This window comes from Bradyrhizobium sp., from assembly GCF_035570375.1.
Taxonomy (GTDB): domain Bacteria; phylum Pseudomonadota; class Alphaproteobacteria; order Rhizobiales; family Xanthobacteraceae; genus Bradyrhizobium.
Map to the genome: position 1 here is coordinate 1 of NZ_DATMLW010000080.1, position 13,396 is coordinate 13,396.

7 protein-coding genes are annotated in these 13,396 nt (G+C 59.8%); all 7 read right to left on the reverse strand.

Annotation, left to right across the window (positions count from 1 at the left end):
- The coding region (locus VNX23_RS09135; protein WP_325629216.1) for a TolC family protein at positions 1 to 815 on the reverse strand (815 nt) is incomplete at its 3' end.
- A 41-nt stretch (positions 816 to 856) separates the two neighbouring features.
- On the reverse strand, positions 857 to 4,108 hold the full coding sequence (locus VNX23_RS09140; RefSeq protein ID WP_325629218.1) for a CusA/CzcA family heavy metal efflux RND transporter: 3,252 nt from the start codon (positions 4,106 to 4,108) through the stop codon (positions 857 to 859).
- Positions 4,109 to 4,143: 35 nt separating this feature from the next.
- The gene (locus VNX23_RS09145) at positions 4,144 to 5,379 is read right to left on the reverse strand and encodes an efflux RND transporter periplasmic adaptor subunit (RefSeq protein WP_325629220.1); all 1,236 of its coding nucleotides are present in this window, start codon (positions 5,377 to 5,379) and stop codon (positions 4,144 to 4,146) included.
- A 344-nt stretch (positions 5,380 to 5,723) separates the two neighbouring features.
- Positions 5,724 to 6,485, reverse strand: coding sequence for an enoyl-CoA hydratase-related protein (locus VNX23_RS09150; protein WP_325629222.1), 762 nt, complete (start codon positions 6,483 to 6,485; stop codon positions 5,724 to 5,726).
- A gap of 74 nt (positions 6,486 to 6,559) precedes the next feature.
- Positions 6,560 to 7,909 (reverse strand): TolC family outer membrane protein, encoded by a 1,350-nt coding sequence (locus VNX23_RS09155; RefSeq protein WP_325629226.1) that lies wholly within the window; start codon positions 7,907 to 7,909, stop codon positions 6,560 to 6,562.
- A 94-nt stretch (positions 7,910 to 8,003) separates the two neighbouring features.
- A complete protein-coding gene (locus VNX23_RS09160) occupies positions 8,004 to 11,162 on the reverse strand; it encodes a CusA/CzcA family heavy metal efflux RND transporter (protein ID WP_325629223.1) in 3,159 nt (1,052 codons plus the stop codon).
- A gap of 33 nt (positions 11,163 to 11,195) precedes the next feature.
- Positions 11,196 to 12,422 carry an efflux RND transporter periplasmic adaptor subunit gene (locus tag VNX23_RS09165; RefSeq protein WP_325629224.1) on the reverse strand — a complete coding sequence of 409 codons (1,227 nt, stop codon included), beginning with the start codon at positions 12,420 to 12,422 and terminating at the stop codon, positions 11,196 to 11,198.
- Positions 12,423 to 13,396 lie beyond the last annotated feature (974 nt).

Genomic DNA, 13,396 nt, shown 5'->3' on the forward strand with positions numbered 1-13,396 from the left:
TGCGCAAGGGCCGCCTCCTGGGCGAGCACATCGGCCCGGGCCGCCTGGCCGAAGTTCAACTGGCGCTTGAGAATTTCCAGCAGGTTTTTTTCGATCGCAATGATGCGCTGGGTGGCGGCGATCTGTCCTCTCAGCGACGCTTCCTGGATCGCTGCAGTGACCACATTGCTGGTCAGTGTCAGATAAGCAGCCTCGAGCTGGAATAATTGCTGCTCGGTCACCGCATCCAGATTTTCGACGGCGCGAAAGTTGCCCCCCCAGATATCCGGTACGAACGACACCGTGAGCTGGTTGGTCACGAGCGAGAACTGGGACTGCGGCCCCTCGGTCGGGATCGACGGCACCTGACCGGGATTGGCCACCAGGATCTGCTGAGACGTCGAATTGCCGGTGACCTGCGGAAAAAATAATCCGCGCTGGGCGAGCGCGTTGTATTGAGCGAGCTTGATCGCGGCCTCGGCAGCTTGCAGGCTGGGATTGTGGTTAACCGACTGTCTCACGAGCTCGTTGAGCGGCGGTGATTTGAATGCTCCCCACCAGCGCGTCGCGACGTCCGCTCCCGTGATGAACCGCTGCCCAGGAACGTCCGGCGGGCCTTTTCCGGGATTTGGCGATGCGAGCTTGCCCTTGACATAACCGGTGATGTCAGGGGCGGCGGCGGGACTGAAATTCGGCCCGACCGCGCAGCCTGAATTGGCGATCGACAGCATGGCCAAGCCGACCGCTTTGGCAGCGATGCGTATCCTGGGCGCGCGCAAAGGCTGACGCTCTGCCAGGACAGGCAGCCGAGCAGCGGTTCGTCCAAGGCGCGACATTCGATCGGGTCCTTCAAGCAAGGGCACGATGCGGATTCCAACTATCCATCCGGATTGCCTTCAACGGCCACAGCGGCTTCACCGTCGTCCACAACCTCTTCCCGCTCCCTCGACAGAAAAATCTTCCTGAGCGCCGGAGCGACGACCAACAGAAGCAGCGGCCCGATGAACATGCCGCCCACAACTACCGTCGCCAGCGGGCGCTGCACTTGGCTGCCGATGCCGTGCGAGATCGCGGCCGGAAACAGCCCGACGCCCGCAGAGAGGGCGGTCATCAGCATGGGCCGCATCCGTTGTTCGGCGCCGTTGAATACCGCCTCGGCGATGCCCATGCCCTGAGCCCGGAGTTCGCGAAAATAGGTGATGTTGAGGATACCATCCATCACCGCCACGCCGAACAGCGAGATGAAGCCGATCGCCGCCGATACACTGAAATCCAGCCCAGCCAGATAGAGCGCGATCAAGCCACCACCGATCGCAAAGGGAATGCCGGCCACCGACAGCAGGCTGTCGCGAAGCGAATTGAACAGACCGTAAAGGAGAACGACGATCAAAAGCAGCGTGATCGGAATGACAATCATCAACCGCTGCTTGGCAGCCTGCAAACTGTCGAATTCACCCGACCAGATAATGCGGTAGCCGTTCGGAAGCTTGACGGCGTTGGCCACCCGTTCCTGCGCTTCCGCGACCGTGCTGCCGAGGTCGCGGCCGCGCACAGAGAACTTGATCGGAATATAACGCTGGCTGCGTTCGCGATAGATGAATGACGCGCCGGTATCGAGCGTGATGTCGGCAAGTTCACTCAGGGGAACATAGCCGTTGGTCCCTGACGGCGTCGAATAGGCGACCTTGACGGATCTGACCGCGTCGATGCTGCTGCGGTATTTGGGATCTAGCCTGACGGCAAGATTGAACTGGCGGTCGCCCTCCAGAACGGTGGTTGCGGTCGTGCCGCCGAGCGCGGCCTGAACGACGGTGTTGACGTCGCCGGTGTTGAGTCCGTATCGCGCGGCCTTCTCGCGATCGACCTTGATGTTGAGGTTCGGCTGCCCCAGGACGTGGAAAATTCCGAGGTCGGTCACGCCGCGGATTTTCGCCATCTCGGCCATCACCTGCGTGGCGAGTCCTTCCAGAACCTGAAGGTTCTGCCCGATGATTTTTACCGAATTGGCACCCTTCACGCCGGATAGCGCTTCCTCGACATTGTCTTGAATGTATTGGGAGAAGTTGAACCCGATCCCGGGCATCTCCTCGGCGAATTCTTTCTGCAGTTCCTCCGTCAACTTCTCCTTGGTCAGGTTTGCCGGCCACTCGTCGAAGGGTTTTAGTGGCGCGAACAGCTCGACGTTGGAAAATGGCGAGGCGTCGCTGCCATTGTCCGGGCGGCCATGCTGGGATACGACCGTGATGACCTCCGGGTGCCGCAAAAGAATCTCGCGCATTTTTCCCGTGGCGGCGGTCCCCGCATCAAGCGACATCGTCGGCGGCATCGCGGCGCGGATCCAGAAATTGCCCTCCTCTAGCGCGGGCAGGAACTCACTGCCGAGCCGGGAGGCCGCCAAGGCGCTCACGGCGAGGAAAGCCACACCGATGATGACGGCGATGGTGAGGTTGGAAAGCGCCCAGCGAAGCACCGGGGTGTAACCCCTGCGCAGCGTGCGCACGATGACCGTTTCAGTCTCCTGGATATGTTGTGGAAGCAGGAGTGACGCCAGAACCGGCGTTACCGTAAAGGTGGCAAGCAGCGCTCCGGCCAACGCGTAGCCGTAGGTTCGGGCCATGGGCCCGAAGATCTGCCCCTCCACCCCCTGCATTGTAAACAGCGGCACGAAGGCGGTGACCGTGATCGCCGCCGTGAAGAAGACAGCCTTGTCGACCTGCAACCCGCTCGCGAAAATGATGCGCAGCCGTTCCGTCCACCGCGGGGCTGAGCGGCCATGAACCGAGGTCGGATCAGGACCCCAGTAGCCTTCGGACAGATGCTGCAGCAAAGTCTGTCGTTGCTCAGGGCGAGATTGAAAATTCCGATAGATATTTTCCATCATGATCACGGCGGAATCGACGATGATGCCGAAGTCGACCGCACCGAGCGACAGAAGGTTGGCGTCCTCGCCCTGCAAGACCAGGAGGATAATGGCAAAGAACAGCGCGAACGGGATGTTCGCACTGACGATGATGGCGCTGCGGAGATCGCCCAGGAATATCCATTGAATGAAGAAGACCAGGAGACAGCCAAAAATAAGGTTGTGCAAAACCGTACGCGTGGTGATCCCGACCAGCGAGCTACGATCGTAGTAGGGAACGATCTTAACTCCTGGCGGCAAACTTCCGTCGGTGTTGAGCTTTTCGACCTCGGCCTGAACGCGTGGAATGATATCGTTGGTGTGCTGGGTCCGACCCATGACCACGATCGCGGTGGCGACGTCGTCGTCGTGATCCCTGCCCGCTATTCCAAGCCGCGGCACGAAACCCACGGAAACGCTGGCCACGTGCTTGACCTGGATCGGCAGGCCATTCGACTGAGTGAGGACGATGTTCTTGATGTCCTGAACCTTGTAACCCTTGGTAACGTCTTCGGCGCCGCCGTCGTCGACCAGGCCGACGCCACGGATGTTGACCGACTGCTGCCCGATCGAGATCTCGCGGCCACCGACATTGATGTTGGCGTTGCCGAGCGCGGAGATCAGTTGTGGGACCGTGATGTTGTAGGCCTCAAGCTTTTGCAGGTCGGCATCGACGTTGAACTGCTTCGTCGTCCCACCCCAGGCATTGATCTGCACCACACCGGGGATTGTCAGCATACGACGGGCGACGATGTAATCCTGAACCGTGCGCAGGTTGGTCAATCCGAAATGCGGAGGTCCGACCAGCTGGTAGCGGTAGATTTCGCCGACGAGGCTAGATTGCTGAATGGTCGGGACCTGGCTGCTTGGCAAATTGACATTCTGCTGCAGGCTGATCGAGGCCTGCGTGAGCGCGAAATAGAAGTCGACGCCATACCTGAAGGTGACGCGGACGAAGGACAGTCCGTAAAATGATGTCGAGCGGATGTTGACGACGCCGGGCGTCGGATAAAGCCCGACCTCCATCGGGATGGTATAGTATTTCTCCATCTCCTCGGCCGATAGGCCGGCCGCCTGCGCCGTGATCTCCAGAATGACCGGGGCCGGGTTGGGATAGGCTTCGATGTTGAGCCTCGAAAACGCGACAAGTCCGGCCGCGCAAAATACTGCAAGCCCCAGCACGATGATGGCGCTGCGCGTCAAACCGAACTCAAGCAAAGACTTAATCAAGTGATCCTGCCGTCTGTCCTAACGAGCTGCCCGTTTTACCCGGCTTCGCCCAATGCGAGCTTGTTGCTCAGGAAAACCGCGCCATCGGTGACGACGGTTTCATCGGGGGATAGTCCCTCCAGTATCTGGGTCCAACCATCCTGCTGCAGGCCCGTCTTCACGGTTCGTTTCGTGAAACGTCGGCTGTCTTTCGTGGACCACACGGTCATCGTCCCGTCGCCCTCGCGAACCACGCCTTCGGCGGGCACTGCGAGCGAACGAACGGGATCGCCAACCCGGATCACAAAACTCGCAAGCATTCCCGAGCGAAGCAGATGCTCGGGATCTTCGATTTCCGAGCGAACCAGCTGCCGGTGCGTATTCGGGTCGATCATCGCGCCAAGCGCCGTCACATGACCCTTGAAGACCTTGTCGGGATAGGCCGGCACCCCGACCTCGACTTCCTGTCCGAGCTTATAGGCCGGCGCGTCCGTCTCGATGACGTTCGCCAGCATCCACATCGTCGAGAGGTCGGCAACCGTATAGGGCGCGGGCGCAACACCCGGCTGGGTCAGAAATCCCGGCGCAGCATTGCGCGCAACGATTCGCCCCGCGATGGGACTCGGAACGACCAGCGTCGAATCCAGCTTGCGGTCGCCCAGTATCTGTTCAACCTCCGCTTCCGTCTTTCCGAAGATTCGCACCGCATCCTTTGCCGCCTTGAAATTTCCCTCGGCGGTTTGATGGTCCGAGGTCGCCTGGTCGACGTCCTTCTGGGCGCTGCCGCCCGACTTCAAGAGATTCAGGGCGCGTGCAAGCACGCGCTTCTGCAATTCGAGCACACCGGCGGCTGCGAGCAGCGTCGATTCGGCGGCAAGCAGGTCGGGGCTGTCGATCGTGAACAGCACGTTGCCGGCCTGAACCTCGTCGCCGATGTTGTAGAAGGCCTTGAGAATCTTGCCCTGATATTGCGAGAACACCTGCACCAGCAGATGCTCGTTGAAGTCGATGGTGCCAAGGGCCGTCTTGACCAGCGCGAATTCGCGCCACGCTACAGGACCGACCTTCAGCGATGCCGTCTGTTTTTCCGACAGATCCACGATCTGTTCGTCCGTCGCCCGGAACGAGCCGGGCCGGCCAGCTTCAACAGCAGCGACCTCTTCCTTCCGCTCCGATCGGCCATCGGCAAATCCGATCAGACCCTTGCCCCACACAAGCGCGGCTGCTCCGATCGCGATCAGGACAAGCAACACCGATCGAGATCGCCTCGACAGGTTCAGCAAGGCACGCACTCCAACGCCTCCAAATTTCAGCCATTCGACCTATTCGACTGCGTTTAACTTGGCCGATATGTTGCGTTACAGCATGGCGCTTACACTAACCTTACGGGCATTTTCTCCGGAATGGGTGTTTTATGAAGATTTCATAAAATAATAATAATCAAACCGAAATGTAGCTTAAAAGCCGCTCAGAGATTCTTCTGTTGCCGTCGGATTAATCAAGCGAAAGCGGCATTTATGGGCAAGGGAAAGCGTTACGACCCGCTTCGCTAGTATGTCTCGCATGCAGATGTCAGGTGCAAGCGTGCGCACTGTTGAATACGACGCAATGCTATTTTTTCACTATTTGCGAATCTTTATTTCCTCTTCCGCAAAAAGAAATTCTGGAATGCGGCGACGGCTTCCGGCGACCGCATCCGTTCTCCAAAAAACTGATTCTCCTGATCAATTCTGCGGACGAGATCTTCCGTCGGCAACTTCAACAGCTTTCGCGAGATCTCGACTGCAGCGGCCGGAAGATTGCAAATTTCTCGCGCCGCTTTGCGAGCCTCGACGATGGCATGCCCCGGCGGGACCACCGTGTTGACGAAACCGGCTTCGCGGGCGGCTTGAGCATTCATTGACCGGCCCATGACCAGCATGGAAAAGGCGCGCTGGTGGCCCACTATGCGCGGCAAAAGCAGGCTGGAGGCTCCTTCCGGAACAAGCCCATACTGAATGAAAGGCGATTGAAATATCGCCGTCGTACTGGCGATGACGTAGTCGCAATGAAATACCATCGTAGTACCGATGCCAATGGCGATGCCGTCCACGGCAGCAATGACCGGCTTTTTGTTATTCACCAAGGACTGCAGAAAAATGACCGCGTTTTTGGGGCGTCCTCTGTCTTCCTTTGAAGTCGCGGCTTGCAGGAAATCCGATATGTCGTTGCCGGCGGTGAAGACCCCCGAGCGTCCAGTCAGGATCAGACAGCGGATGGCTGGATTCGACTGCGCTGAGTCGATCGCGTCGCTCATCGCAAGATACATTTCCTGCGTCAGTGTGTTCTTCTTTTCCGGGCGCCGCATGACGATCGTGCGCGTGGAATCTTCGTCGGTGACAATGATGTTTTCGGTCATGGTCTTTCCGGATGAGAGGGTGCCAACTGTTCGTCAAAAAATCTCCACGCAACTGAACCGCAAATGTGAGCGACCTATTGGCCGGACGGCGTACGAAGGCCGTGCCAGGCGTCGCGCACCTGATGATAATGAACTTCCGGCAAATAGTCCGGCGTATTGAGCTTGAGCACCTGGACATCGAGGCGTCCCACCGCGCTCAACAACGTGTAGGACGCGATCACCCGGTCGCGCTGGCTTTGAATAAGCCTGGTCCGCGCGCTCGTCAGATCCTGCTGCGCGTTGAGAACATCGATGGTGGTGCGCTGTCCGCCTGCGGCTTCGCGCCGCACTCCCCGCAATGCGGTCTCGGCGGCGCGCACTTCGGCCTCCGTCGCCGCGAGGGCCACTTTCGTCCCCTCGTTGCTGACCCATGCGCTGACCACGGCGGTTCGCGTCTGGTTTCGGACCTGTTCGAGCACCATGCGGCTCTGCGACGCCATCTCCTTGGCCTGTCGGGTTTGCGAAGCCGCAGTACCGCCATCGTAGATCGGCACGTTCATCTGGCCGATCACCGAGGCCTGATCGGTCGTCGTGGTGGTCAGCGTCTGATCGGTTTGAACGGCGCGGCTCGCGCTGGCCTGAACCGAGATGGTTGGAAGCAGCGTGCTTTCCGCAACCTTGATCGTTGTTTGCGCGATGTCAACGTCATAAGCCGCGCCAAGAATGGCGGGATGTTCATGGCTTGCCAATTGCTTTGCCGCTTCGAGTCCATTGGGCGATAGACCGTCGACCGTCGAGGCCGCGGCCAGTTGGGATGGACGTTGGCCGATGACCTGAGTGTAAGTCTCCCTAGCTATGGCGAAGGCGACCTCCGCGGCGTTGAGATCGGCCAATCCGCGGCTGACCCGCGCATCGGCCTGCGCCGTGTCGGTCGGCGTGACATCGCCCGCATCCAGACGCCGTTTCGTGGTCGCCTGAATTTCACGGAGCACCGCGACGTTGGCGCGCTGCGATTCGACCAGGGCCTGACCGGCAAGCACGTTCATATAGGCGGTCACCGCGTCCAGAAGCAGACCCTGGCCGACGTTGCGCAGCGCCTCCCGCCCCGACTTGACCTGAAACTCCGCGACGCGAACGCTGTTTGCGGTCTTGTTGCCGTTGTACAGGACCTGGTTCACGGTCACGCCGATCTGCCACGGACGCAAGGTCGCACTCTGTACGGTGTTGTCAGGCAAAGTGTTGCGAACCGCCTGCAGCCCCGCGCTCAGACTGGCCACGAGCTGCGGCCGATAACTGGCGAGCGCCTGCGGCACGTTTTCATCGGTGCCGCGCTGACGCGCTCGCTCCGCATTGAGCTGCGGATTTGTCTGATAGGCCTTCACGAGAGCCTCAGGGAGGGTCTCGGCTGCGGAAGAAGCGACTGCCGCCGGAAAGACGATCGCAATCGCGCAAAACCTCGCGCACGCACGGCGGAATGCCGCCTTGCGGGAGAGGAGAGCGCATCTGTTGGCGACGTCACTCACAAGTCACGATCACCTGTCATTCGGCGGGCGCCAAGCGGCCTTCTTCGGCCAAGCCGGACCTGCTCCGCTGCGAGAACATCGAAATCAGCGCCGGCAAGATGGTCAGGATGACGACGGGTGCCACTATCATGCCCGCCACCACCACGATCGCCAACGGCTTCTGCACCTGCGATCCGATTCCGGACGACAACGCGGCCGGCAGCAATCCCACGCCGGCGACCACGCAGGTCATCATGACCGGTCGCAGCTGAAGCTCTCCGGTGCGCAGGATCGCCCTGCCACGCTCCAAGCCCTCGTCGATCAACTGGTTGTACTGCGAGAGGATGATGATGCCGTCCATCACGGAGATGCCGAACAGGGCGATGAAGCCGATTGCGGCGGAGACGCTGAACGGAATGCCGGTCACGAGCAGGCCGACAATGCCTCCGAAGACCGCCATGGGAATCACGCTCATGGTCAGAAGCGTGTCGATAGCGGAGCCGAAATTGAACCAGATCAGCATCGCGATCAGCGCCAGGCTGATCGGCACCACGATCGACAGGCGCTTGATCGCATCCTGCAGATTGCCGAACTCGCCGACCCACTCAAGCCGAGAGCCCGGCGGCAGCTTCACTTGGTCGGCGATTTTTTCCTGCGCCTCCCGAATGGCGCCGCCGAGGTCGCGCTCGCGCACCGAGAATTTGATCGGAAGATAGCGCTCCTGCTGTTCGCGGTAGATGTAGGCGGCGCCAGACACCAGCTTTACCGTCGCCACTTCGCTCAGCGGGACCTGGGTAATACCGTTCGGCCCCTGGGCGCCGATCCGCAAATTCTGTATCGCCTCCGCGCTCTTGCGATACTCCGGCGCCAGGCGAACGATGATCGGGAAATGACGGTCGCTGCCGGACTCATAGAGGTCACCGGCGCTGTCGCCGCCGATCGCGGTGCGGATCGTGGTGTTGATGTCGCCGGGCGAAAGGCCGTAGCGCGCAGCACGGGCTCGGTCGATATCGATCTGGATCGTCGGCTGACCGAGAGACGTGAAAACCGCAAGATCCGTGATTCCCGGAACGGTTGCGAGGACGGATTTGATCTTGTTGGCGGTGTCGGTGAGCGCCTGCAGGTCGTTGCCGAACAGCTTGATGGAATTCTCCCCCTTCACGCCAGAGACGGCTTCAGACACGTTGTCCTGCAGATATTGCGAGAAATTGAATTCGACGCCCGGAAATTTTTCCTGCAGCAGAGCAAGCAACTTGGCCGTCAGCGAGTCCTTGTCTTCCCCTTTCGGCCATTCCTTCGCGGGCTTGAGCGGCGCGAAAAATTCCGCATTGAAGAACCCTGCCGCATCGGTGCCGTCGTCGGGCCGGCCATGCTGGGAGACGACCGAGACGACTTCCGGCTGGGAAGCGATCAGCTTGCGCATCGCATTGACGTACGAGTTGCCCTCCTGGAGAGAAATCGTCGGCGGCAACGTCGCGCGAATCCAGAGATTGCCCTCTTCCAGTTTCGGCAAGAATTCCAGGCCCAGGAGACGCACCGCAAAGATCGTCATAAGGATGAGCGCGGCACCGCCCACCAGCACCAGTCGGCGGTTGGCGAGCGAGATCGCCAGCATCGGCATATAGGCGCGGTGCATGACCCGCATGATCAACGTTTCGGTCTCCTGCACATGCGCCGGCAGGATGATTGCACTCAGCGCCGGCGTAATCGTGAAGGTCGCGAGCAGCCCTCCCGCCAGCGCGTAGGCATAGGTGCGCGCCATCGGACCGAAAATATTGCCTTCCACGCCGCTCAGGGTGAACAGTGGAATGAACGCCGCGATAATGATCGCGGCTGCGAAGAAGATCGAGCGCGACACGTCGGCTGCCGCGGTGAGAATGGCGTGTTCCTTTATGTCCATGATGGTGCGGGCGGAGCTTGCGGCCTGCTCGTCCTCTGACAGGAAACTGGTGTGCGCCAGCCGCCGGAAGATTGCTTCGACCATAATGACGGTGGCGTCGACGATCAGGCCGAAATCGATCGCACCGACCGACAGCAGGTTAGCCGATTCCCCGCGCAGCACGAGAATGATGACTGCGAAAAACAACGCGAACGGTATCGTCGCGCCGACGATCAGCGCGGAACGCAAATCGCCGAGGAACAGCCATTGCAGGATGACAATCAAAACGATGCCAAGCACCATGTTCTCCAGCACCGTTTTCGTCGTCGTCTCGATCAGGTCCTTCCGATCGTAAATCCGCTCGATCTTGACCCCGGGCGGGAGAATGGTGGACTTGTTGATGAATGCTACGAGTTCTTCGACCTTCGTGATGGTTGGCGTGCTCTGCTCGCCGCGCCGCATCAACACGATGCCCTGGACAATATCGTCATCGTCGTTTTCTCCGGCGATGCCAAGTCTCGGCTGCTCGCCGACGGTGACGGTGGCGACGTCCTTGACCAGCACCGCGGTGCCGTTGTTCGAGGCGATCATGGTGTTGGCCAGGTTGTCGATCGAACGGATCAGACCGACGCCGCGCACGACCGCCGACTGCGAGCCGATGTTGAGGGTGTTGCCGCCGACATTGACGTTCGAATTGCTGATTGCCTGCATGAGTTGCGGTAACGTCAACCCGTTGGCGACCAGCTTGTTGAAGTCGACCTGAAGTTCGTAGGTCTTTGTCCGTCCGCCCCAGCTGGTGACGTCGATCACGCCGGGTACCGCCTTGAATCGGCGATTGAGGACCCAGTCCTGCAATGTCTTGAGATCGAGCACCGAATAATTCGGCGGCCCGACCAGACGGTATCGGTAGATCTCGCCGATCGGGCTGAGCGGGGAAATCTGCGGCTGGGCGTTGTTCAACAGCGGCGGAAGCTGGGACAGGCGGTTCAGCACCTGCTGCAGTGCCTGGTCGTAGGTGTAGTCGAACGAGAACTGCAGTTTGACGTCGGAGAGGCCGTACAGCGAGATGGTACGGATGACCTTCGAATTCTTGATTCCGGCAAGCTGCGTCTCCAGTGGAATCGTGATATAGCGCTCGATTTCCTCCGCCGAAAGCCCGGCGCTCTGGGTGACGACATCGACCATCGGAGGCGTCGGATCGGGATATGCCTCGATGTTCAACTCCCTAAACGCGATAAGTCCGCCGATGATGACGGCTGCGAACAGCCCCACCATCAGGAACCGGCGACTAACAGCAAAGGCGACGAGACGATCCATTCGATTGAGAAGTTGGTTAAGAGGAAGCGTTGATTAGGTGCCGGAAGCCGCCCGATCGATGAAAAGACTGCCCCTGGTGACGATTTTTTCTCCGGGTTTCAGATTGGTCCTTGCCTCGACGAAGTCGCCGTTGCTGAGCCCGGTTTCGATATCGCGAAGCTCGATTGTCTTGTCGTGGGCCACCCACAGGCGCACATGCTGGCCTTCATAAATCAGCGCCTTTTTGGGGACCGCGACCGAGGGATGATCTCCGCCGGTAAAGATCGTCACATTGGCGAACATCTCCGGCTTAAAGAGACCATCCTTGTTGTCGATGGTGGCTCGAACCAGAAGCCGCCGGGTGGCTGGATCGATTGCGGGGGCAACGTAGTCGATGCGAGCCTTGTACTGACTGCCCGGTAACGCGAGCAGGGAGAACGCGATTTCCTGTCCGACGCGAATGTCGGAAGCTTCGCTCTCCCTGACAAAGGCGAGCAGCCACAACGTCGAGAGATCGCCGATCACAAACACAGGATCGCTCGCGCCGCTGTTGACGAACTGGCCGGGCCCGACCTTGCGCTGCACGACCGTGCCGGCGAGCGGAGAGTAGATCGGGGTATCGGCGCTGATCTGTCGCGTTTGCTCGAATGAGGTGATCTGCTCTTCCGAACGGCCGAGAATGCGCAGCCGGTTGTGCGCTGCCTCGAGCGCCGTCTCGGCCGAGCGCATGTCGTTCTGCGCCGTGGTCAGATCATTCTGGGCCTGCTGCCAATCCTTGAGCGGCACAGCCTTGCCTTGATAGAGATCGTTCTGCCGCTTCTCGACAATTTCCGCCAGCTTAAGCTTGGAGCGCGCGCTGTTTAAGGCGCTGAGCGCCGTGATGAAGTCGTTCAGTCCCTGAACCGTGTCGGTCGCCTCGACGATGAACAGCGGCTGTCCCTGCTCAACCTTTTCGCCAGGTTTTACTAAAAGCCTGATCACGCGACCGGCGTAAGGCGAAAAGATCGGCGTCGAACTGTCCTCGTTGACCGCTATCTTGCCTTCCGTGATGTGCTCGGCGCGAAACACCCGCTCCGATACCGGCTCGATGGTGAGGCTTGCCCATTCCGCCCGACTCGGCTCATAGAACGGAAGCTTGGCCTTGGCAGAATCTGCCGTCTCGACCGATTTGGCGTTGGGAAACAGCACCCGCGCCGCACCGAACAGGCCGAGGCCGACGGCGGCGGTTATCGCCAGGACGACGGCCAACCGTCGCAAAATCCAGTTCCAGGGGGCAGACATATTTGAATTGCGCTTTCGAATTGATCAGCGATTGCCCCGCGAAGCACTGCGTTATGGGATTGTGCTTACACTAACCTTACGCGCTTCTCGCCGGTAATAATTGGTTTTGGGCCAACCCCCTATCAACAAGTGTTTTTTTGCCGATTCCGTGCCGGAGGAATAGCCGTAACGGCGAAAAACCCCGGTATTTGCCCGTTGTTTCGTCGCGCTGTTGCAGGAGCAGCCGAATATTATCGGCAAAATCGGCTTTTGCGACTGCGGCTTCCAAGAGTTGGGCACCGCAGCCAGAGGCGCCGACAGGCCAGCTCCGATCCCTTATGATTTTGGCTCCCGATTGGGTCGCCGATCAAGGGGCGCCGGCCAAGGGCACCCAGGCGGGGCGTCATAACGCACCAGACACGGATCGCTGAGTTGAACCTCTAGTTTGCTGCCGGCCCGCGCCACATCGGCGATTTCGGCCCGCCTTGATAGTGCATCGGCGACACTGGCTCGCCATTCATAGGTAGTGTCGCGCGAGTATCGTAAAGCGAACGTTGGGCATCGTACAGACGCACTTTGGCCTTCGCGAGAGATTCCGCAGAAATCCATGTGGCCAGCATTGCAGCAAGCAGGGCGAAACATCCGATCCGTATCAGCTGCATCAAGTCAGATCCCCGTCCTCGATTCATCTTTGGCCCGACCTCATTGGCGATCTTGGTCCGCCGAGGTAACGCATCTGGCCGCCTCCTTCTGCTTCTGGGTTGTTGATGCTGCCCAATCGCTGCTTCATCCGGTGACCGCGGCACAGAGCGGGGCGGCCGCGATTACAACCGTGGCCTTTCCCTCCAGCGCGAACGTCACATCAGTATTTTGCGACAACCGGCGCGCCCCAATGGAATTTGTAGTTCACGCCAACGAGCGCCGTTTGCGCTGTCTGCTTTACGTTGAGAACTTCGCCCGGCGGGAACACACCCGGCGCTGATGTAAAATGTTGT

Excerpts from the sequence above, each read along its gene's own strand:
- VNX23_RS09150 (WP_325629222.1), bottom strand. The coding sequence starts at position 6,485 with ATGACCGAAAACATCATTGTCACCGACGAAGATTCCACGCGCACGATC.
- VNX23_RS09160 (WP_325629223.1), bottom strand. The coding sequence starts at position 11,162 with ATGGATCGTCTCGTCGCCTTTGCTGTTAGTCGCCGGTTCCTGATGGTG.
- VNX23_RS09165 (WP_325629224.1), bottom strand. The coding sequence starts at position 12,422 with ATGTCTGCCCCCTGGAACTGGATTTTGCGACGGTTGGCCGTCGTCCTG.